General features: G+C 34.9%; 25 protein-coding genes and 2 pseudogenes. 26 read left to right on the top strand and 1 reads right to left on the bottom strand.

Annotated features, from left to right (window positions below; all coding sequences use genetic code 11):
* Positions 1–5: 5 nt before the first annotated feature.
* The 5 genes from THYS13_RS06705 (at position 6) to THYS13_RS06685 (ending at position 4,257) form a co-directional block, all read left to right on the top strand.
* Positions 6–806 carry an ExeA family protein gene (locus THYS13_RS06705; protein WP_042833706.1) on the top strand — a complete coding sequence of 267 codons (801 nt, stop codon included), beginning with the start codon at positions 6–8 and terminating at the stop codon, positions 804–806.
* 297 nt (positions 807–1,103) lie between these two features.
* Complete coding sequence (locus THYS13_RS06700) at positions 1,104–1,730, top strand: hypothetical protein (protein WP_042833705.1); 627 nt, start codon at positions 1,104–1,106, stop codon at positions 1,728–1,730.
* A gap of 159 nt (positions 1,731–1,889) precedes the next feature.
* Positions 1,890–3,203: a ParB/RepB/Spo0J family partition protein gene (locus tag THYS13_RS06695; protein ID WP_042833704.1), complete on the top strand. Its 1,314-nt coding sequence runs from the start codon at positions 1,890–1,892 to the stop codon at positions 3,201–3,203.
* Positions 3,203–3,679 carry an ORF6C domain-containing protein gene (locus THYS13_RS06690; protein ID WP_042833703.1) on the top strand — a complete coding sequence of 159 codons (477 nt, stop codon included), beginning with the start codon at positions 3,203–3,205 and terminating at the stop codon, positions 3,677–3,679. Before THYS13_RS06695 ends, THYS13_RS06690 begins: the two co-directional genes overlap by 1 nt.
* Positions 3,679–4,257, top strand: coding sequence for a hypothetical protein (locus tag THYS13_RS06685; protein WP_042833702.1), 579 nt, complete (start codon positions 3,679–3,681; stop codon positions 4,255–4,257). Before THYS13_RS06690 ends, THYS13_RS06685 begins: the two co-directional genes overlap by 1 nt.
* Before the next feature lie 197 nt (positions 4,258–4,454).
* Here the strand turns inward: THYS13_RS06685 and THYS13_RS06680 are convergent, their stop codons facing one another.
* Positions 4,455–5,696: an IS110 family transposase gene (locus THYS13_RS06680; RefSeq protein WP_042833067.1), complete on the bottom strand. Its 1,242-nt coding sequence runs from the start codon at positions 5,694–5,696 to the stop codon at positions 4,455–4,457.
* Positions 5,697–6,152: 456 nt separating this feature from the next.
* Here THYS13_RS06680 and THYS13_RS06675 point away from each other — a divergent pair, with 456 nt between their 5' ends.
* The 21 genes and pseudogenes from THYS13_RS06675 (at position 6,153) to THYS13_RS06570 (ending at position 22,531) form a co-directional block, all read left to right on the top strand.
* A complete protein-coding gene (locus tag THYS13_RS06675; protein ID WP_042833701.1) occupies positions 6,153–6,776 on the top strand; it encodes a hypothetical protein in 624 nt (207 codons plus the stop codon).
* Positions 6,777–6,789: 13 nt separating this feature from the next.
* Positions 6,790–8,019, top strand: a complete 1,230-nt coding sequence (locus tag THYS13_RS06670; RefSeq protein WP_042833700.1) for a CpaF family protein — start codon at positions 6,790–6,792, stop codon at positions 8,017–8,019.
* A gap of 67 nt (positions 8,020–8,086) precedes the next feature.
* Positions 8,087–8,320: a hypothetical protein gene (locus tag THYS13_RS06665; protein ID WP_042833699.1), complete on the top strand. Its 234-nt coding sequence runs from the start codon at positions 8,087–8,089 to the stop codon at positions 8,318–8,320.
* Positions 8,321–8,562: 242 nt separating this feature from the next.
* Positions 8,563–9,633 (top strand): RNA-guided endonuclease TnpB family protein, encoded by a 1,071-nt coding sequence (locus THYS13_RS06660; protein ID WP_042833698.1) that lies wholly within the window; start codon positions 8,563–8,565, stop codon positions 9,631–9,633.
* A gap of 89 nt (positions 9,634–9,722) precedes the next feature.
* Positions 9,723–9,950: a hypothetical protein gene (locus THYS13_RS06655; RefSeq protein WP_065214132.1), complete on the top strand. Its 228-nt coding sequence runs from the start codon at positions 9,723–9,725 to the stop codon at positions 9,948–9,950.
* Positions 9,938–10,867: a type II secretion system F family protein gene (locus THYS13_RS06650; protein WP_042833696.1), complete on the top strand. Its 930-nt coding sequence runs from the start codon at positions 9,938–9,940 to the stop codon at positions 10,865–10,867. Before THYS13_RS06655 ends, THYS13_RS06650 begins: the two co-directional genes overlap by 13 nt.
* Before the next feature lie 17 nt (positions 10,868–10,884).
* Positions 10,885–11,628 (top strand): type II secretion system F family protein, encoded by a 744-nt coding sequence (locus tag THYS13_RS06645; protein WP_042833695.1) that lies wholly within the window; start codon positions 10,885–10,887, stop codon positions 11,626–11,628.
* 63 nt (positions 11,629–11,691) lie between these two features.
* Positions 11,692–11,916, top strand: a complete 225-nt coding sequence (locus THYS13_RS06640; protein ID WP_042833694.1) for a hypothetical protein — start codon at positions 11,692–11,694, stop codon at positions 11,914–11,916.
* A 50-nt stretch (positions 11,917–11,966) separates the two neighbouring features.
* On the top strand, positions 11,967–12,371 hold the full coding sequence (locus THYS13_RS06635; protein ID WP_042833693.1) for a TadE/TadG family type IV pilus assembly protein: 405 nt from the start codon (positions 11,967–11,969) through the stop codon (positions 12,369–12,371).
* Complete coding sequence (locus THYS13_RS06630) at positions 12,368–13,414, top strand: hypothetical protein (protein ID WP_042833692.1); 1,047 nt, start codon at positions 12,368–12,370, stop codon at positions 13,412–13,414. The genes THYS13_RS06635 and THYS13_RS06630 overlap by 4 nt, the downstream gene beginning before the upstream one ends.
* Positions 13,415–13,431: 17 nt before the next feature.
* A complete protein-coding gene (locus THYS13_RS06625) occupies positions 13,432–13,926 on the top strand; it encodes a hypothetical protein (RefSeq protein ID WP_042833691.1) in 495 nt (164 codons plus the stop codon).
* A 42-nt stretch (positions 13,927–13,968) separates the two neighbouring features.
* Complete coding sequence (locus THYS13_RS06620; protein WP_042833690.1) at positions 13,969–14,916, top strand: hypothetical protein; 948 nt, start codon at positions 13,969–13,971, stop codon at positions 14,914–14,916.
* A gap of 116 nt (positions 14,917–15,032) precedes the next feature.
* A complete protein-coding gene (locus THYS13_RS06615) occupies positions 15,033–15,365 on the top strand; it encodes a hypothetical protein (RefSeq protein WP_042833689.1) in 333 nt (110 codons plus the stop codon).
* A 160-nt stretch (positions 15,366–15,525) separates the two neighbouring features.
* Entirely contained in the window at positions 15,526–16,329 is an 804-nt protein-coding gene (locus THYS13_RS06610) for an AAA family ATPase (RefSeq protein ID WP_235603279.1), read from the top strand.
* A 10-nt stretch (positions 16,330–16,339) separates the two neighbouring features.
* Positions 16,340–16,771, top strand: a complete 432-nt coding sequence (locus THYS13_RS06605) for a prepilin peptidase (RefSeq protein WP_052210480.1) — start codon at positions 16,340–16,342, stop codon at positions 16,769–16,771.
* A 25-nt stretch (positions 16,772–16,796) separates the two neighbouring features.
* Complete coding sequence (locus THYS13_RS06600; protein WP_042833687.1) at positions 16,797–17,045, top strand: SpoVG family protein; 249 nt, start codon at positions 16,797–16,799, stop codon at positions 17,043–17,045.
* A 301-nt stretch (positions 17,046–17,346) separates the two neighbouring features.
* A pseudogene (locus THYS13_RS14915) lies at positions 17,347–17,601 on the top strand (DNA adenine methylase); the annotation flags it as partial.
* 423 nt (positions 17,602–18,024) lie between these two features.
* Positions 18,025–19,584, top strand: coding sequence for a site-specific DNA-methyltransferase (locus tag THYS13_RS06585; protein ID WP_052210479.1), 1,560 nt, complete (start codon positions 18,025–18,027; stop codon positions 19,582–19,584).
* Positions 19,559–20,635 carry a hypothetical protein gene (locus tag THYS13_RS06580; protein ID WP_042833684.1) on the top strand — a complete coding sequence of 359 codons (1,077 nt, stop codon included), beginning with the start codon at positions 19,559–19,561 and terminating at the stop codon, positions 20,633–20,635. The genes THYS13_RS06585 and THYS13_RS06580 overlap by 26 nt, the downstream gene beginning before the upstream one ends.
* Positions 20,636–21,009: 374 nt before the next feature.
* Positions 21,010–21,417 (top strand): IS200/IS605 family transposase, encoded by a 408-nt coding sequence (tnpA, locus tag THYS13_RS06575; RefSeq protein WP_042833683.1) that lies wholly within the window; start codon positions 21,010–21,012, stop codon positions 21,415–21,417.
* Positions 21,411–22,531 (top strand): annotated as a pseudogene (locus THYS13_RS06570) (RNA-guided endonuclease TnpB family protein). The gene tnpA and the pseudogene THYS13_RS06570 overlap by 7 nt, the downstream one beginning before the upstream one ends.
* Positions 22,532–22,602: the final 71 nt, after the last annotated feature.

Genomic DNA, 22,602 nt, shown 5'->3' with positions numbered 1-22,602 from the left:
TTACAATGTTTACCCAATATTTTGGAATGAAATTTAATCCATTTTCTAAAGAGATAAGTGTAAACGACCTTTACATAAGTGAAGACATTGCTGAATTAAATGCCAGGCTAAAATATTTACAAGAAACAAGGGGTATAGGACTTGTTGTTGGGGAGGCCGATTCAGGCAAATCTACCGCATTAAGAAGATATGCTGAAAGCCTCAATCGTTCTACATTTAAACCATGTTACTTTGCCCTTTCTACACTCACAGTGAGAGAATTCTATCAAGCATTGGCTATGATTTTAGGCGAAACACCTTCATACAAAAAAGTAACGCTCTTTCACCAGATACAAAGAGCGATAACAGAACTTTATTACAGCCAGAAGATAACTCCTGTCATAATATTAGATGAAATACAACTGGTTTCTAATGATGTTCTTGAAGATTTGAGAATAATATTTAACTTTAATATGGATTCTCAAAACCCGTATATATTGATACTTTCAGGACAACCACACATAAGAAACAAACTAGCCTTGAATGTAAACAGTGCACTAAGGCAAAGAATTTCTATAAAGTATGTAATGCAAGGGCTAAAAAAAGAAGAAATTCAAGATTATATAAAAACAAGAATGAAAATAGCTGGAGTGATGGATGATATATTTACACCATCAGCATATGAGGCAATATATTCTCTAACAAAAGGGCTCCCAAGGATAATAAATAACCTGGTAACAGCTTCTTTACTCTATGCGTATTCTAAAAGGCTAAGAGAAATAGATGAAGAAGTAATATACCAGGCACAAAATGAAATCAGTTTATGAGAGTAGTAGCTTTCGCTACTCTCATTTTTTATTATACCTCAATTAATTCAAATTGCCAATAACAGATATTAACATATTTTAGCGGTAATGCTCTTAAAAAGTGAAAAAAATTTTTAATCAGGCTGTAATAATTTGAGAAAAAATACTTTTATGCACTTAAAAAATGCCATTATAATTTGAAAATCTTTGGAGATTTAATTTGAGAATTGACAACTTAGGTATGTCCCTGCTTCTTTTTTAAGTAAAGTATATTCCGGTGTATATGAAACCAAAAAATATGCAAAAGGGGAAAACTTTATGTCAAAGGCAAAATTAGCAAACATAAAAAAAGGCAGCAGAAAATATCAAACCTCTTTTGAATTTGATTTTCAACAATTTTTGTTATACAGTTTTTTTCTTATGCTTCCTTTTTGGATTTTTCTTGCTCTTTCTGGTATGCATTCCACCTGTAACTATCCAAGTTTCATGGAGATTGGTTCTACAGAAGCCCAATTGGGAAATCACTATTTTGATAAACCGGCATATACTTCGGTAAAACTTGAAGCTGCTCCTGAAATTATAAATGGTAAGCTGTATCTTCCGGTAGATTTTGTAGCCATGGCAGCCGGGGTATCACGAGATAGAATTTTTACTGATTCCAAAAATTTACTTTTGGTTATTTCTATTAAAAATACCGAAAACAATGGATCAATTATTGCTAACGAAGATAACAAAGACAACGAAAAAATACTTTATATAATCGGCAAAGAAAAAACAATAAAAATAGATCAAACAAAGTTTAATCTCTCAGATGAAATAATTTTAAAAAATAACACAGTATTAATGTCTGAAAACTGGTTAAGCAAGCTGTTTAAAGTGAGTATTATAAAAAATGGTAAAAAAGTTACGATAAAGCATTGCGAGTTTTTTAATGTTTCTTTTTAGAATGTCAGGCCAAAAGAAATAGCAAAAAAAGTGCTGGAACTTCTCAAAGAAGAAGAAAACCTTTTTGATGATGAACTGAAAAATATAGCATTATAGAATTAAACAGGTTTAATACCTGTTTTTTATTTTTGGAAACAACATCAAAGAGGAGGAATTTTTATGCAAATGGTAGATATTAATTTGTTAAAAGAGCATCCACGCAACGGAGAGTTTTTTGACGACATAGAAGGGGAGCGCTGGCAGGAATTTGTAGAAAGCATAAAAACAAGCGGGATAATAGTACCCCTCATAGTAACACAGGACTATATAGTTATATCAGGCAACCAAAGGCTAAAAGCAGCGAAAGAAATAGGTTTAAAAGAAGTACCGTGTGAAATAAAAACATATGAGGATAGAAATGGATTAACAAAAGAGGACTGGATGCTGAAAGATTTAATTGAGACAAACTTAAGACAGAGAGGCATAGGCAATTTAAATCCCATGAAGCTGGCAAGATGTGTAATAGAACTGGAAAGGATATATGGAATAAAAGTAGGTAAACCGCAAAACCAATTACAAATTATGGATAATAATTCGGCACTCAGCGCCAAATTACAAACCAGTATTTCCCAAAAAGATCTTGCTGAAATAATGGGTTTAAAAGAAAGAAGGTTACGTGAACTTAAAAAACTCAATGACTTAATACCTGAATTACAAAAACTTGTTGAAGAAGGCAAACTGACAACAAAAGTCGGAGAGCAGCTTGCATATTTTGAGCCACAGGAGCAAAAAGAGCTTTATCAGCAATTTGGAGAAGCTTTAACTGAACTTAGCAGAAATGAAATAATGGAACTCCGGAAAAACATAGAAGAAATGAGAAACAAAATTTATGAACTGGAAAAGCAGAAACAGAATCTGGAACAGCAGAAAATACATCTGGAAGAACGGCTCAATAATATAGAACCTAAAACAGCAGTTCCTGACGACTACGAAGAGATGAAGCAGGCGCTGAAGGAAGCAGAACATAAAATAGAAGAGCTCCAAAATCACATCAATTATCTTGAAGAACAGAAAAAAGCACTTTTAAATCAACCTCCTCAAATAATAGAAAAAGTTATAGAACCACCTGATTATGTAAATTTAAAAGAAAAAGCAGAACGTTACAAAAAGCAGTATGAAAAGCTATATAACGAATATAAATCAAAAGAACAGGAACTTGAGGCCTTTAAACATCATATTGAAAATCTTCACGGAGCGAATCCAGTAGAACTTCTGGATATTGTGGATTTCAAATATACTGTTAACAAATTTTTAAAAGAAGTAACGCCTTTAGTATATCTTGGAGATCATTTTATGAAGCTGAGCAGAACAGAGAAAGAAAAATGGCTTGAACAGGTAGAAACTGTACAGCGCTGGGTAGATGACGTCAGACAGGCCATAGAAGGCAATATAAAAGGCACGAATGTAATTTATTTAGAAAGGAGAGATAAATAATGCAGGAATTAGCAGAAAGAAGTAAGGCAGATGTAATAAATACAGATTATGAAAAACTGATAGAACAGCTTGCAGAAAGTCAGATCAATGCCAATAGAGCCATAGCGGGAATTGCGGTAAAAGTTAAGGACATCAACATGAAAGTTGACAGCATGGAAGACCGTGTTTTAAACGTAGAAAAAATTCTTGACAAACGTGTATATCTGGATGCAGTTGAGAAAAAAGAGCTTACAAAACATGTCAGAGATAAAGTGAAAAGTTACCTAGCACCGGGAACACCCGAATACAAAAAAGCATCAAGGTACCTGTACAATGCCATCTGGGGAGAACTCAAAAACAGATACAATGTTATGAGCTACGATTTTCTGCCGTCCAAATACTTTGATGAAATTGTGGAGTATGTAGACAAATGGCAGATAACACCAGGCCTGCAGGAACGTATAAATAAAGTTTTAGAAGAGAGGGGCTGTTCTTAATGTTTAATCTCAATATTTTAACCCAAAAAACGAAAAAATTTTTCGAAGATAGTTCTGAATTGAAAACAATACTGTTTTTTACTTTTATTTTTGCCGGTCTGGCGTATTTTTTTGCTTACCAGCCTTCCAGCTGCGTCTGGATAGATTCATCCAGGGCTGAACTGGGAGTTATCCCTGCGAATGGTTCACACATCACAATAGCCCTTAAAACAGCACCTGTTATTGTTGATAATAAGCTTTATCTTCCTGCAGATTTCGTGGCAATGGCATCAGGCATATCTGAAGACAAAATTTATAATGACCCGGAAAATTCTCTTTTGATTATTTATGATAATCAACACAGCAGAATAATTGTAATAGATAATAAAAACAAAAAAGTGATAATAAGTAAAAGAGACTTCAATTTATTGAATGAAATAACTATGAAGAAAGAACCAACAATAAAAAAAGAATACGTGCTATTAGATGAAATGATTGTGAAAGATAATGTAATATTGATATCCGATAAATGGGCTCAAAAATTATTTTATGTGGAAATTCATATAGATGGTAAAAAAATCACAATAAGTCCTCGTTAATTTGATACTTTGTTACAGAAAAGTTAACAAGTGTTCTATATACGAGACAAACGGTAAAATGTCAAGGGGGTAATTAAAAATTTTTTGAGACATTTAAAGGGCAAAAAGACAAAAAGATACCCTTCTTCCAATATACCAATAAATGGTATTGGAAGTTCCAGAACTAAATTCCTTATTAATTTTTAACAAAAAAGTATTTAAATACTAGCAACACCTCTTTCTTGATATATTTGACCTTTGCTGAGCATTGCAAAGATCAGAGGGATTAATCTTCTAGCAGTTAAGACGAGGGCACGTTTATGTTGGTGTTTAGGTACCTCGCGATACTTCTTGTTGTAGTAGTCTTTAAACCTCACTGTGTGCACCCTAACACAGTTAGCGGCTTCAACAAGATAGTATCGCAGGTACTGATCACCACACTTAACCAAAGAAGTATCCTGGGCATTGAAATTACCTGATTGGTATTTATTCCAGATGAGGCCAGCATATTTGGCAACAGCAGCCTCGTTATTAAACCTTTTAATATCACCAATTTCGGCGATGATACCAGCAGCAAGGACGTCTCCAATACCGGGGATAGTAGTTAGAGTTTGAGAAAAAGCTTTAAGCTGTCTTGATATCTCGCCGTCGAGCTTTTTAAGTTGAGATTCGAGGAAGCGAATATTTTCGAGTGTCATAGAAAGAGCTAAGTCGTTTGCTTCAGCAAGATCAGGGTGAAGCCTGTAAGCTCTGTTAGCAGCAGCTTTTAAAGTTTTGGCGATTTGAGTAGGGTCTGAGAGTCTGTTATTGCCGTTTTTCACAATAAAGTCGATCAGGTCATCAAGAGGCATGGAAGCAATATCATCAGGAGTAAAATTTTCAATGATAGCTAAGGAAGCCTTACCAAATATGTTGCTAAAAGGGCACTCTGAAGGATAGGTTGAGAACTTGAAAGAAATAAGGCTTAGGGCTCGATTTTTTTCACGGACCAAGCTGCGGACGATATGATAACGCATGCGAGTAAGTCTTTGCAGTGCAGCGTATCTCAAGTCTGGGAGAGGAGTTGGTTTGACCTGTCCAAATCTTACACATTCAGCAATAACAGCTGCATCAATGGAGTCTGTTTTAGGAAGATGTATATAAGCGCCTTTAAAAGATTTAATGATAGAAGGATTGATGACGTAAAATAGAGGATTAAAGGGAGCAAGTTCAGGAGAAGAAGCTAGGAAAGTATGCAAATGCCAGGCATAGTGTGAAGTAGCTTCCATGCCAAATTTAATGGATGAAATATTGTATTGTTGAGCAAGAGAGATAGTAAAGTTTAGAAGCTGCTGAGCGCCATCCAAATTATTAGGGAAGAAGAAAGTTTTTTTCACTAAGCGGTTGCCGGTCTCATCAATAAAAGAAGCAGCATTTAATTCACTTGAAATATCAATGCCAACGATAAGTGTAGAGCTCATGGTAGATTCACGCTCCTTTTTGTAAAAAGTTTTTTGAAGGTCCTTTGTCTCTGAGAGTTATTTGTAATACACCCTCGCCGTGATTAGTGCTCAGATTTAGCTTATAGGGTGCCTGACCATCGATGCTCAAGCGATGGACAGATAAGCTAAAGAGGCACAACAAACGAGTATGTATTACTCAAATAACTCCAGAGGTTCAGTCTTATTCGAGTGGTGATGCTGATTTACCAGCATGCCACAGGAGTGAGCCAAAAATACCTCAGTAAACATAAAAGGGACCTTCTACTTTTAAGTTTATCAGAGACAAAGGACCATTTAAATAAAAAATGAGAGATTTAATTATGAGATTGTTTTACCAGGGTAAAAATGGTTTTTAAGGATTTAATTTATGTGTTTATTATTAAATTTTTGATGTGAATTACAATCATATTATACGAGAGGAGTGAACATTATCCCATGAAAGTTTATATCAATACTGGTTACAAAGACCTTGATGACATTTTCAAATCAAGTTTTGAGGCGGTGAACAGTCTTGCGGAATGTGATGCAGCGATAATTTCATATATTTCAAATAAGGATTATATTAAAAGCCTGATTTCTGCAGGAAAAAAGATAATCCTCCTTGCGGGAGACTCAGATTACAGTCTTATAGAAACTGCTAAAGAAATTGGAATTAATGACATATACAGAAACCCCATAGATCCTAGAAAAATAATTGATGCTTTGATTAATAATGTTAAAGAAGGTGAAAATATGTTTAAAGAAGAAAAAACAAAATTAAGAAATGAATTTTCAGTATCGGAACAAAATCAACCGGAAGTTTTTGAAGTTTCTCAAGAACAGGAACCGGAAGCCTGTAAAAATCCATATGAAGATGAATTTGAGCCAATTCTTGCTGAAATTAAAAATATCCTTGCTAAAAACAAAGAGATATACGAAAGAAGAATATCGATGCAGGAAGAAATAATAAAACAAAAAGAAGAAGAAATAATAGAACTACAGAAGACGATTGAGGAATACCAAGAAAAAGAAGAAAAGAGAAAGAAGGTATTTATGGAACTTCAAAATCTTTTACAATAGAAGGTGGTAACTCATGGGCCTCTCAGAACGCTCCAAGCTAATAAATACTGCTCGAAAAATAGATGTAGACTTAATAGTGAATGCAGTAAGGCCTCAAATGTTAAACTATCAAAATCAAAATACAAATGATTTAAAGGGATTATTGAGGCTGGAAGTAAGAAAATATCTTGAACAGAATTTTCCACACTACCTTGACAATCTCTACTCTGTTGCCGAAGAAGTATACAACAAAATGTACATGCTTGGGCCGTTCGAAAAGTACCTCAAAATGGACGGAGTAACGGACATAATAAGCTTTGGGACAAGGCTGATGTATGTAAAAAACGGAATAAAATATGATGACGAAAACGGTTTTGCAAGCATGGAAGAAGTCAGAGTAATATACGAAAGAATAATAGCAAACTCAGGGCAAAACATTTCCTATGCGGAGCCGTCAAAGGACGCCGAGATTTATGACGGCTCCCGTGTAAAAGTAATAATTCCCCCGGAAGCTCTGGAACCCTATGTAATTATACGAAAACATACAAGCTTGAATAAAAGCCTTGACGAACTCATATATGGACTGCGGGGGTTAAATGACAGCATAGGCACAATAGAAATGATAAAAAAGCGCACTAAAGAGGAAGAAAATTTCAGAGGCACCCTGTCAGAATATTTCAAGATGTGTGTCAGGAACAGGAGAAACATTGTTGTTATAGGCGAAACGGGAGCAGGCAAAACCACATTTACAAATGCTCTGACATATTACATTCAGCCCAAACACATAGTAGCAGTATTGGAAGACACAAGAGAGATGGAACTGCCTCTTCCTTACGTTTTTTATCTTAAAACAAGGGAAGAAAAAGAAGGAGCAAAAGCTATTACGTATGAGGACATACTTTATGACTGTTTAAGGGCAAACCCGGACAGAATCATTTTGACAGAAATAAGAACGCCAATATCGGCATATACATTTATAAATGTTCTTAACAGCGGTCATAAAGGATCTTTTACAACCATACATGCTGACAATGTTGAAATGGCTCTGGATAAGCTTGAAATGCTCATAAAAGAGTTCAAAAACATAGATGACAGAACAATAAGAAGGCTTATTTCAAAAGCAATTGATGTGCTTGTATTTATAGGTCTTGAAGAAGATGAAAAAGGTGATGTAATAGGACGTGCAGTAAAAGAAGTTGCAGAGCTCAGGGGTATTGATGAAAAAGGAAACTACATTCTCGATTATAAATACATTAAGTGGTGAAAAAGGGGCATACTTCAAAAGTATGTCCTTTTTTATTGAAACCATTTTTTTTTAGGAGGTGTTTTATATGTACAATGAACTCACATTCAACATTTACAAGAGAGTGATGACAACACTGGCAGGATTAAAGAGAGACACAAAAGGATTAAATGAATATGTTGCTGTTGCATCACTCTTAGCACTTGTAGCAGGGATAGCAGTTCTTGCAATTCCCGGTGCAAGAACCACAATATCCAACCTCTGGAACAATACATTGAGTTCTATGTCAACCATGTTTACAAACCTTGCAGCAGGTAAGTAAAAAGTTTTGTTTTTCTTTTGAGGCAGGTTAACTGCCTCTTTTTTTTTATGCAATTTAACATTTCAGAGCTTAAAAGAGCCTTAGAGTTTTTATAAAATAAAAAAAAATCAAAGGAGTGTGTACTTTATCAGAAATAACCGAGAAGACTCCTATCTCTGCAAGTAGGAGATAAATCAGCAAAAGAGAGATCATAAATACGGTCTCTCTTTTTTTTGTGTTCCTAAAAGAAGGAGGTGAAAATGATGACACAGATAATAACAATAAAACTGAAATTGTATAAACCTACACATGAAAAAGAGAAGATGTATCAGTTGATGACTGATAGAGTAACAGCTTTTGCCAATAAATATATCTCACTGGAGAAGAAGGATAGACCTAAAACATCAAGACAGGCAAAAGCGTACTCTGAACCGTTGCCATCAGCAGTATTGACACAGGCAATAAGAGATATTAATGCAAAGAAAGATCCGAAACATTTCAAGAGATTATGGTGTAACTTCAACAACCAGAATTTCAAGGTAGAAAAAGAAAACGGCAATTGGAAAGTATCATTTCCTACATTGGAGAAAAGAATAGGTGTTCCGATTGAGACAAGTGAAAGACAGAATGACTATCTTGAGAAACTGGTTAACGGTGAAGTAAAACAAGGCACTGCAATGTTGGTAAAGAGACGTGGAAAATGGTATATACATTTAAGTATAGAAATAAGTATTGAAGAAAAGCCAAAAGGAAGAGAAAAAATAATAGGAATAGATTTAGGACTGATAAACATACTTGTTGCAGAAACGGAAGGGCAGACATTATTCTTTTCAGGAGGAAGACTTGCATATATACGCAGACACTTCAAGAGCCTGCGGAGCAGGCTTATGAAGGCAAAAGCGTATAAAAAACTGAAAGAATCAGAAGACAGAGAACACAGGATTGTAACTGATATTAACCATAAGATTAGCAGGGCAGTAATAGACTTTGCGAAAGAGCAGGGAATAACAAAAATAAGAATGGAAGATCTGACAGGGGCAAGATGGGAGATGAAACAAAAAAAGAAACAAAGACAGGATAATGGCAAAAGTCTTCAGAGCTGGTCTTTCTATCAGTTGCAGGAGTTCATAGAATACAAAGCAATACTTGCAGGAATAGAAGTAGAATATGTGAACAAAGACAATACAAGCATGATATGCAGCGTATGTGGACATAAATTTACGTCAAGACCGAAAGGAAGAATGTTCAAATGTCCTTTCTGCGGGAGTATAAGACACATAGATGCTAATGCAGCGAGAAATATAGCGAAAGCGATAAGCGGAATAGCTTCTTGACTGCATGGTAACAGTGCAGTTGCTCTCATGGGTGGGAAACGAACCATGAGAGGTGGGCTGATTGACGCAGCCTTACGTGTGAGCAGATGATGAGCAGCAGAAATGTATGCTCTGATGCAGAACACAACCGCTCTGTATATATCATATACAGGGAATCCTCTACTTCTACAGGTGGAGGAGGACGTCAACTTGCGTACAGAAAAATAATAAAAAATGACATTCTGGAAATTTACAGAGAAAATTTAAAACTGCCTGAACCTTCTTTTTCTGTTCAGGAAAATAAGTTAAACCAGCAGGAAGTGAGGTGTATAAATTGATAGTGCTGCTTTCACTGATAACTGCTTTGAGTGCTTTTTCCATCATAATGTTTTTGTACCTGCTAAAAGAGTACAAAAAACAAGAAATAATAAGGAAAATGGAGAGACAGCTCATAGCACCAAAAGAGAGGAAATTTAACACTTTAGAAACTTTAGGTTTTGGGAGAGTGCTGAATAACTTTGACATTCTTCTCAAAAGAGCGGGAATTAAAAAGATTGATGCTGAAAATCTTATTTTGATTTTGCTTATTCTAAATGCATTTTTATTCGCCTTCTTTATTATTAAAAATGAAATTTTATGGGCATTTTTAGCTCCTGCTTTAATTTTTATATCCGTACCTCTCATCCTTGAAAAAATTGCACAAAAAAGATACGTTAAATTTAATTTACAGTTTGGTGAAGCTGTTCAGGATATAGCAGACTACTTAAAAATATCTGGGAACATCGTAAATGCTCTGGAAAAGGTAATAGATACCACAGAAAATCCTTTAAAAGATGAAATCAAAAAGATTGTAGCAAAAGTTGATGCAGGAATAAGCCTATATGAAGCCTTGAAAGATTTTGCAAAAGAATCAGGAAGTCCTCTTGTGGAGGCATGGGTGGACTCAATGGTATTTGCGGGACAGATGAAAGCAAACACGGCAGATATATGCCAAAAAATGTCTACCAAAATAAAAGAAAGAATAAGGCAGAACAACAAAATAAGTTCATTTATGAAGAGCACAAAAAGCACTATAGTGATGATAATTGCGATTACAATTCTCTTAATGCTTTCAACCTATACATCAGGGCAAATGTATGCGGATGCATTTTCCACAACACTAGGAAAATTTGTACTTCTTTATATAATTTTAAGCTATATAATAACTACAGTTCTTGTATTTAAAGCCATTGATAAACAAATAAGCTCAATATAAAGAAAGGAGATTAAAAAATGAAGCTTTTGCAAGAAAAAACAATTAAAAAAATGACTGGAGAAGATCTTTTTTCGAGAATAGATAGAGAAATAAAGGCTGTTGGAAAGATTAAAATACTTTTTATGAACATAACCTCTGCCGCTGAGCTGTTTTCCTTTTTTTCTCTTATACTAGGCTTTTCTTTGTTTCTCTTACTAACTCTTTTTATTTTAAATTCTGCTCTTTTTAAACCTGCTTTAGCACTAACTGTCGGTTTGAATTTTATAATGTATCTAAGTTACAGAGATACCGTTAATAGATACAAGAAGAGACTTATGGCAGACAATGAACTTCCTGCCATCCTTGAAACGTTTGTATCAGGCCTTTCTGTAGGAATGCCCGTAGAAAACATAATGAGGTACATTGTAGAAAACAAAAAAGGGTATATGAAAGAAATAATACAGGAAGCGCTGTATAAAGCTGATGCTGGTATGGCTCTTTCTTTGAGCCTTGAAGAAGCTGCAGAAAAAAGTCTGAGCAAATACTTTCAGCGTGCCGTAAAAATACTCATAAAGACTTCAGAAACGTCTCAGGGCCTTGCAGAGCAGCTTGAAGAGCTCTTAAGAGACATTGAAGAAGACAGAATAAACGAAAAGACAGCAAAAGCATCCGTACTTGATAACGTAATAGCAATTCCGGTACTTATAGGCTTTTTTATTCCTCTTATTGTGTTTGTAGTTTTCCCGTTTATAGTAAGCTTTTCAAATATATTTGGACGTTAAGGACATACCCTTTTTAAATATGTCCTTTTTTTATTGAATACCATTTTAATGGAGGTGTTTTATATGCTCACATTCAACATTTACAAGAGAGTGATGACAGTACTAGCAGAATTAAAGAGAGACACAAAAGGATTAAATGAATATGTTGCTGTTGCATCACTCTTAGCGCTTGTAGCAGGGATAGCAGTTCTTGCAATACCGCAGGCAAGAACTACAATATCCAACCTCTGGAACAATACATTAAATGCTATGTCAACCATGTTTCAAAGCGTCGCATCGGGACAATAAACAAAGGATAGGGGGAAGATATTTCCCCCCTATTTTTTTATTAGGAGGTGTTGGGTTTGATTAAAAGGCTTTTAAAAGACAAAAAAGGAATTTCCGAATATGTTGCAGCTGCCTCTTTAATACCAGTTCTTATGTTTTTATTTGCAATGGCCCTTCAGCTTACTGTACTTGGAGTTTTGCAACTTGCCGTAAATGAGGCAGCATTTGAAACAGCAAGATCGGCAGCAAGAAGTCCTATGCCTTATGCAACGGCAGTTCAGACTGCTCAAAACTTCGGGAACGGATTTATTCTGGGATGGAAAGACAAAGTTCAGGTTACTATGATACAGACACCCAACAATCCCGGAGATCCGATAACAGTTCAGGTTTCTTTTCCCGTACCGCAGTTTTTCTCTCCACTTCAGACTAAAACGGTTTACGGCTCAAGCAGTCAAATATGGGAGGAAAGACCATGAAAAAACTTCTGAAGGATAAAAAAGGCAGTTCAGCGTTTATATTTTTCTTTCTTGTTTTTGTAATAGCGTTGATGCTTTATATGTACCATACCAATACTACATTCCTTATTCTAGAACGGAGCCGTATTTACGAAATGGCAGACGAGGCAGCAAATAAAGCAGCCTGGGAAATATATCAATATCAATCACAACCTTTAAATTCAACAGGGCAAATAGATGCAAATTTACTGCAGATAGCATCGGATAAAGCTATAAATTTTTTTAAGTCCAAAGGATATACTTTACAGAATGCCTCTGCACATGTTGAAGGTAACTACTTAGTAATTACAGGAAATGTAGTGACAAAATACAAAGAACCTGTTCTGCCGGGGAAAAGACAGGTTTTAGTGAGGTCAGGGTACTACACAAACAACTATGTACCTCAAACAGCTTACAATCAATCGGTTAATGTATACGGTACAGGGCTGTGGGGCAATCATGTAAAAGACTGGACAGACAACAATGCAAAATGGATATGGGGTGTTGAAAATGTCGGTGCTTACTGGTTTAAAAAAGATTTTTCTCTGCAGCAGGCGCAAACTATTACAGTAAATGCAACAGCCGATAATGTGTTTACTCTATATATTGATGGTAAACAGATTTTATCAGGCAGCGACTGGCAGACAAAATATTCAGTAACTGTTCAGCTGCCTGCCGGTACACATGAAGTAAAAGCGTATGTAATAAATTTAGGTGAAAATGGGCAACCGGCTTCTTCTTTTGAAGTAAACGGAGTTCCCGGCAATCCCGGAGGATTTATAGCTTCAATAACAGATCCAAACGGGAGCGTGATTCTTCACACTGATGAAACATGGCAGCTTTCTTCAGATGGGCAAAACTGGCAGGATGTCGGTATGATTGCTCCCAAGAATATGCCTATTAAATACTACTCTCCTCAGTGGGTTGACACATCTCACTACGAACTACAGGATGTCCAACCGGGAAATAACTACGTAATTTTTTCCGTAGAGGGAAGAGCAGCACTTAAAAAAATAAATAAATAGAAAGGAAGGTAATGGTAATGAAAAAATATGTGGTATATGCTTTAATAACACTTTTGACTTTTAGCTTAATAGGCTGCGGACAGACAAAAAAGATTGAGACACAAAAGCTGCAGGAAATAAAAGAGGTAAAAGGCAGTGAAGTAACAGTGGGAAATAACAAGATAAATCTCAATGATACAATTATTGCAGCAGGTGATGTTTCGGATATTAAAAAAGGGAATAAGGCTTATGTTGTTTCATCAGGTGATAAAAAATATCTCGTGATTTATACAGGCCACAAAGAAACAAAAGAAAAAGACGGGACTGAAATAATAGACGTTGTAAAAGAAGCAAACAATGACGGAATTACGTTAAATAATGGCAAGTTTTATTCTGCAACACAAAATACAACGGAACAGACTATTGACAACCTTAAAAACATCAAAAAATACAACCCCGATGATTTTAAAGCAGGCGACGTTGTAAGAATGCTTGTAAAAGATGACAAAATAATTGCTGTTGTAAGATATTAACACCCTGCAGGGTGTGATTTTTTTATAAGGAGGTGAAGTTTTTTGAAAAGAACATTTGTAGTTGCAGTGATTGTTTTTCTGTTTTTGTTTTCCATATCAGCCTTTGCGGATACATCAAATTTAACTCCTGTACCCGATTCAAACATACAGAGTTCCGGCTGGTCTAATTATGTCCCTGCACAGGGCAATGGAGTATCTGGTGCTGCAATAATGCAGGACAACAGTACAAACCAAAGTTTAACGAGGCAATGGGTATATGAAGGCGGATACACGGCAGTAACGGGACAGGTACCGGTAGCTCAGGTAGTATGGGTACAATCACAGGAATGGGTACCGCCCGTAACACATCAGGAGTGGGTACCTCCTGTAACTCATCAGGTATGGGTTCCTCCCGTAACGCATCAGGAAGAAATATTATTGGATAAATATGTGCCCTTTTTTCAGGAGTACAATTATTGGTATGGTCGTTATTACTGGTATGCTTACGGTTTTGGAGGTATTGGACTTGGTTATTATACTATATACGTTACCAATGATACTTATTACCAATATCCTAATGGTTTTCATTTTTATAACTACTGTAATTCGTCTTTAATAATATTTCCAAATGGAGTTACATTAATACAAGATGCAACATATATAAACGGAAATTTAACAGGATTTGCAGTGTATGGTATGCAAGATATTTTTTCTGTTCCAAATGCAATATTCCATTATTCTTATGGAAGTATGATAGATCTTATATTTGTTCCTGTTAAAATACACACGGGACAATATAATACAGTAGTGGATCAGCCGGGTTACTGGGAAACAGTTGTAGACCAGCCAGGCTACTGGAAAACAGTAGTGGATCAACCGGGATACTGGAAGGATACTTCACACTGGGAGACAACAACAACATATCAGACAGTGCAGGATGTACAATATACAGAGTCTCCGCACTGGACAGATTATGAAAAGATAATACCGCAGTACGAACTTAAAAATTAAATTTTCGCAAAAGGTGCAAAATTGGATATTTGCGTTAACAAAACGGTAACAAATATTTTACAAACTTTATACATTTTTTTGGTATAATTAATTTAAACACATTTGGAGGTGTAATAATGTTCAAAAAAGCAATTGCGACGGCTTTGATTTCAGCTTTGCTTGTTTCTCCGTTTTCAGCTTTGGCAAATACTACAGGAAGTACAGCTGGCAGTTCTTCTCATGCTGTATCGGCAGTTAAACACACAAGTACAATCAAGCATACAAAAGTATCTCAGAAAACAAAGAAAAATAAAAATATAAAGTCAGCTAAAAAGACAAAAGTATCAAGGAAGAAAAATACGTCAGTTAAAAATACAGAGATAAACAAGAAAGCAGTAAAAACCGGCAGCAAAAAGACTGCAAAAGCAGTTAAATATACAAAAAACACTAAAGTTAAAAATATAAGATGACTGAGGATACCGAAAGCGATGCTTAAAAATTTACCATGTTAGCCTACTTGCGGGAGATTCCTTAACTCTCCTCACTTTAAAGACACTGAAAACAAAAAATATCTGTTTTCAGTGTCTTTATTTTTTTATGTAAAAATTTTTAGGCAAGGAGATGATGCTTTTGAACCTTCTCATATCAAATAATCCAAAAACAATTGAGGCAGTAAAAAACAGGGAACCTTGTGACATTGCTTTATCTCTTGAGTCAGCTTTAATAAGGGTAAGACAGAAAAAATATGATGTGATAATAAATGACGGATTTGATGTTTCGAGAATTTTTGATAACGCAATCAATATTAAAGACTATTTGAAAAACACCACGATAAACGACAAAAAAGTGAAAGTAATAAAACAGGAAATAATTTCTGTCTGGAGCGTAAAAGGCGGAGTAGGGAAGACTACTACTGTTAAAAGGCTGATGGAAATGTTTGATAAAAACGTAAAAATTCTTGTAATAGATTTTAATTTTCAGGATGGGGGTTCTGACTTAAGTTTTCTATTAGATTTGCCTGTTATCCCTCACATAGGGATATATCTAAAAGAAAAGACAAAAGAAAGCTTTTTTAAAAATCTCATTGAATACAGCCCAAATATTTCAATACTGCAGGCCCCTCCTAAATTGAGTTTTATAAAAGACATGACTCCTGGGGATGTGGAGAATATTATAAGATTTGCAAGAAGTTCTTTTGACGTTATAATTTTCGACTTACCTAATAAGGTTGACGAAATTGTTAATACTGTTTTAGAAAACTCGACCAGAAAAATTATAGTATCATCCGGACTTGTAAGTGAAGCAAGGCGAATAAAAGAAATGAACGGAGACTTTCTTATTGTAATAAATCCTTCAAACAGGCAGTGGAAACTTTACTACAAAGACTTTAGCTGCATTACCATAAAAGAACTCGAAAAAGTTCTAGAAAGGTAGGCGGAGCAGAATGCATTCAATTATTTTAAGCTTTCCGGTAATTGTACTTACAGCCTATGCAGCATGGACAGACTACAAAAGAAAAGAAATAGACAACTGGATTCCTGCAGTAATATTAACTTATGGGATAATTCTAAATGCCTTTCTAAACCCGGCAAGGTTTACGGAAAGTATTATGTACATGCTTACAGTGTTTGCAGTGCTTTTTACAATATATATCATCACAAATGGGAAACTGGGGGGAGGTGATGTAAAACTACTCACTGCGCTTGCTTTCTTTTTTGGAAACAACATTATATTTCTACTCTTTGTCGCTGGAATGATAGTAACTGTATACGGGACACTTAAAGGAATCAAAAACAAAACCTACTTAAAAACAGAAACAATTTTTGGTCCTTCAATTTTTATTGCTACTGTTTTAACTTCAATCTTGTTATTTTAAAAAAAAGAGAAAGGAGCTGTTTTTCATGAAGATAACCAAGACTATATTCCAGAAGTATGAAAACGGGAGGTTAAAGGGCTTTGCAAAGGTAATATTCGACGATTCTTTTGCAGTAGTTGCACGTGTAATACAGGGGAAAAATGGGTTAATTGTAGCTCTTCCAGACCATATCAACAAAGAGGGTAAGCGCTCTCTTGTGGCATTCCCCTTGAAAAGGGAACTTAAGGAAGAAATAGTGGCAAGCGTAATAAAGGCGTACAAAGAGGCAGACTAATACTGCCTCTTTTTTTAACTTCATTTTCACAAAGGAAGACAAATGAAATTGTTGTATTTTTGATAAAAAGGTTATATATTAAAAAGTAGATAAATAAGTATATTAGGTGATAAATGTGATAAATAAGACTATAACCATAAGAATAGATGCAAAGACATATGAGAATTTAAAAAAACTTTCAGAACAGCTGGAACAACCGATGCAAAAAATAGTTCATGAAGCTTTAATAGGGTACAAAAGAAAAATCTTATATGAAAGTGTCATGGAAATTACTTGTTTAAGAGTTGAGGTTGATTCACGTATGGCAAAAAACAAGTTAGTTGCACCCGTTGTGAAATGGGTTGGCGGGAAACGACAAATTTTAAATTATATAATGAAATATATACCCAAAAATTTCTCAATCTACTATGAACCTTTTCTTGGAGGTGGAGCTGTTTTATTTGAATTACAGCCCCAAAAAGCAGTTGTAAATGATATAAATAGTGAATTAATAAACCTCTATAAAGTTATAAGAGATAACGTTGAAGAATTAATAGAGGATTTAAAAAAACATAAAGCGGTCAACTGCCTTACGCTGAAGTCATAGGCCCCATGGCTAAAGCCAGGGGCTTCTGCGCTGTGCTTTTCGGTGATGAGCCAGCGGGGCGAAGCCGTCCCGGGCACGGATGCAGGTCTTAACGCCGAACCCGCGAGAGCCGAATCGGTCTCATTAGCCGGTGAGGACGCCTATGGCGGGCCGGAGCAGGTTGTACCGAAAGCCGTCTTGAATGATGTTTATGCTGACGCTTCCTATGACATGCCCATATTGAGGGGATGTTCAGGGAAGAAAGGCAGGCTGACAAACGGATATTCATGGCGAGTCAGGAACCGCCTGGCTTTAGCCATGGGGAGGCTCAGAAGCATACGGGACTTACTATATTTTTGTTCAGGAAATATTCTAAATTATATGTTATAATAACACTTAGGAGTGTGATAAAAAATGCGAACCAATAAAAAAATAGAAAGTGAAAATGCCTTGCTTATTGAGAATTTAATAAACAGAGAGGATTTATCTTATCCTTTTAAAGGACAAGTCACTATAGAACTTAATAACGAAAAAATCCAGAAATATGATAATATTTTAGTTTATGACAGTCCAAAATACTTACCTTTTTGGTATGAGAAATTAAGCAATTTCGGGTTTTCTTTTAAGTACCATATAGTAATTCATTTTGAGCCTGAAGAAAATACAGAGTTATCACTTCCTGTGAGTCACGTCGGAGTTTTAATTTTTTCAAAAAATTTCAAAATAAACAAAGTAAGAATTCCCCATGCTTACTGTTCATTTTGCGGAGAGACATTAAAAGATTGGGGTGGCAAGAAACATCTCATGCATCCGGAAGGCACGCTTATTTCCGATGTATGGAAGCACTTAAACCTATCTGCCCATGAAATAATAGGAAACAGAGTGCCGGATAAAGTTTATCACTTTTTTGAACTTATGTTTGGCAGAGTAGATAGAGAAGTTGCTTCAAGAGAAATTCAACAAAGTGAAGATAAAGAAATTACAGATACTTTTAATTTTCTTCCTGATGAGGCTAAAAATAAAGTCATGCTTATTGACTTAATTGAAGGTTTAAAAGAGCTACCGGATAATTCGATAGATATGATTTTTATCGACCCGCCGTACAACTTGGGCAAACCATATGCGAATTACCACGATGAGAGAGGTGATTATATCGACTGGACGATAAAATGGATAAACGACTGTTTCAGAGTATTGAAGCCTCAAGGCAGTTTGTTTTATCTGAACATACCAAAATGGGCACACGAGGTTGCATACAGATTAATTCCGAGATTTTACCTGCAGCGATGGATAGTATGGGATAACCAGGGAGAGCCACGCGGGAAATTAATTCCGGCCCATTACTCTATTTTGTGGCTGTCCAAGACTGCAGCGGTTAAATCTCACTATCTCGGGAACGAACAGCGTGATTATAATTTTTGTCTGAGGGAGAAATGCAGGAAGCAGAGAAAGCTCAATGGGGTAAACGATAGGGTAAAGATAAGAGATGTCAGATGGGATATTCATAGAATTAAACATGCTTCAAAAAGACTTGAACACCCGAATCAATTGCCTGAAAAATTACTAGATTTTCTTATAAGACTATCTACGGACAAAAATGATATAGTTCTTGACCCCATGGTGGGTACTGGGACAACTGTTGTTGTTGCTAAAAATCTTAGTAGAGCATATTTAGGATTCGAAATAGATCCAAAATGTGTCGATATTTCTCAAAAGAGGCTCAAAGGAGATTGTCTAAATTTATTTAGTGGTCAAACTCACACCATTAAAAAAGCCTTTATGAACAAAAAAGATATACAAATTAAAGTTGGCGAATTGGCTAAACAATTAGGGCGATTACCTGATATTAATGAAGTAGAAAACTATTTGGGAATAAATCAAAGTGAACTTTTTACAATTTTTAATTCATGGAGTAAAGTATTAAAATATGCTAAACTGATGGAGGTAGATGAAAGTGTGGAAAGTAGAAGATAAAGCAAATATAAGGGATTATACATTACTAAACACCTATCTTCTTTCGCCAATGTTGCTTAGAAATTATCTTTTACTTGACATTGAGAAGGATACAAAATCAAAAAACAAAAATAATGCTATAATTCAAAAATTTGTAGAAGATATTGTAAAGATCGATATTAAAAACGAATGGGAAATTGAAAAATTTCTTGTTGAAAACGATAATTATTTAAATATGTTTATTACAATAGGTCTTTCTTCGTATGAATTACTAGGTAGATTAAATTTATATTTATCAAAAAAGTATGAAAACGGGAAAGTTAATGAAGGGAAGTTAAAAGAATATATTGAAAAGTATTATTCTAAGAACAACAAACTGCCAGATAAAAGTAGCGAGTTGAAGAAAGCATTAAAAAGGAGCGATTACAAAGAATTAGTTTCTTTAATTGTTACTAAGGCTTTTAGCGGAGTTCTTTCGGATTTTTTGAGAGAATCTTTAATAAACGGAGACATATTTGATAGTATTTTAAAATCTATCAAAAAAGAATATGAAAAACCTTTTGAAGGATTAAAAGAGATTATAAATATAGCAAAAGATAATAACGCTGCTACGAACGAAGCAATTAAATCAAACATAATTAATCTCTTAAATTTTATGTATACATATTCTTCCAAAGGGCAATCAAAAGCAGAAGAAGGATATAAGTACGAAGACATATTAATAGAGTATCTAACAAAAAACGGTATTAACGCCAAAAAGATAAACAAAAAAGTATTAGGTAGAAAATGGGATGTAGCCATATACGATAATAAAGAAAACCTAAAAATATTGGTAGAAGTAATGTATATGTTAACTACAAGTAGCGGACAAACTAACAAGAGAAAGACTATTATAAGATGTGCAGAAGATTTAAACAAAACACAAGGATATGAAATAGCCGTACTTATGGATGGAGCAGGATGGCTTAGTAGAACATCTGATGCACAAGAACTCTTAAGCAAAGTCATTGTGTTTACATTTCATAAAGAGAGTCTTGAAAAATTTGTTAAATATATAAAGACAAGATGTTGACAGAATAATAGAAGAAATAAACGCAGTAATAGAAAAAACGAACAAAAAAGAATCAAAGAGATAAGAGAGAGGCATACATTCTGCATCTGCTGTCCAACAGGCAGTACGCAATTAGCAACTTGATCGGTCTTCCATTCGGGTTGGGTTTCCCTTATCTGACGCGTGTGATAAGCAGCGGGTGTGTTTTTGAGTGTGGTGGACACAATTTGGCTAAACATGATATAATATAAGCTAAGAAAAGTCCTAATTGTTTATTCTTAATCAATTTAAATTTAACAGAACATTCCGTAAGAAGTCTCCATCTTCTATAAGATGGAGATGAATTGTGGTTGATAAATATTCAGTTTCGGTATATAATAAAACTGGTGATGATTATGAAATTTGACTCAAATAAACATTCAGTATTTCTTCTTTACTACCATTTGATTTTAGTGACAAAATACAGAAGAGATGTGATAGATGAGAAAATTTCAAAAAGACTAAAAGAAATTTTTGAGTACATTCAACCCAATTACAACGTAACCCTAATTGAGTGGAATCATGATAAAGACCACATTCATGTTTTGTTCAAGGCAACTCCTACAACACCACTTTCCAAGTTTATAAATGCTTATAAAAGTGCCTCTTCAAGACTCGTAAAAAAAGAATTTCCTGAAATTAAGCAAAAACTATGGAAGGAATATTTTTGGTCAAGAAGTTATTGTTTACTGACAAGTGGTGGTGTTCCAGTTGAGGTAATTAGAAGATATATCGAGAGTCAGGGTGAGAAAAGAAAATGCTGAAAGCATATAAGTATCGAATATATCCTGATAAAGCTCAGAAAGAATTTTTTGAAAAAACTTTTGGTTGCTGTAGATTTGTATGGAACAAAATGTTAGAAGAAAAGCTTGAAACCTTAAGACAGGGTAGAAAAATTCCAAGAACAACTCCAGCAAAGTATAAAAAGGAATACTCTTTCCTAAGGGAAGTAGACAGCCTTGCACTTGCAAATGTTCAACTTGAACAAGAAAAGGCGTTCAGTGACCATTTCAAAAACCCGAAACATTTTAGAATGCCGAAGTTTAAGAAAAAGAAAGATAAGCAGTCATACACAACAAATAACCAGTAACTCAAAAATGGTAATGAAACAATTAGAATAGATTTTGAAAAAGGATTTATTTATTTGCCAAAGATAAAAAATGGAATAAAAACAACATTTCACAGAAAGTTTGAAGGAAAAGTAAAATCTGCAACAGTTGTAAAAACAAAAACAGGCAAATATTATGTAAGTATACTTGTAGATGTACAAAACCCAAGAAATAGTGTAGAAGAGCCAAAGAATTTTATTTGTGGAATAGATTTGGGTTTGGAAAGTTTTGTAACAATTACAAATGATACAGGAACTTTGAAGGTCGAATATCCGAAATATCTTATCAAAGCTGAAAAGAGACTCAAAAGATGCAGAGGCAATTATCAAGGAAAGAAGAAGGCTTTAAAAACTGGGAGAAGACAAGAAAAAGGCTTGCAAAAGAACATGAGTATGTAAAGAATGCCAGGGAAGATTTTTTGCACAAGCTTTCTAAGGCCATCATAGACGAGAACCAAGTCGTGGTGGTCGAAAATTTGAACATAAAGGGATTATCAAAAACAAGATTATCGAAACACATTCTTGATAGTTCATGGTCAAAGTTTTTAAAATATCTTAAATACAAAGCAGATTGGTATGGCAGGAGAGTTATAGAGGTAGATAGGACATTCCCATCTTCAAAAATGTGTAGTATATGTGGATATATCAATAAGGAGTTAAAATTGAAGGATAGGATATGGGAATGTCCTAAATGTAGAACGATTCATGATAGGGACGAAAATGCAGCAAGAAACTTGAGAAACTATGGGATTGTTTATATAAGTGGTTAGTAGGGTAGGAACTACCCGAATTTACGCCTGTGGAGATTAGGCCTCTACTACTAGGGATTTCCTCCCGGTAG

It is taken from the genome of Thermoanaerobacter sp. YS13, from assembly GCF_000806225.2.
In the GTDB taxonomy this organism is placed as follows: domain Bacteria; phylum Bacillota; class Thermoanaerobacteria; order Thermoanaerobacterales; family Thermoanaerobacteraceae; genus Thermoanaerobacter; species Thermoanaerobacter uzonensis.
Note: the sequence above shows the minus strand (reverse complement) of the source record. Positions and strands in the feature narration are given on the sequence as shown.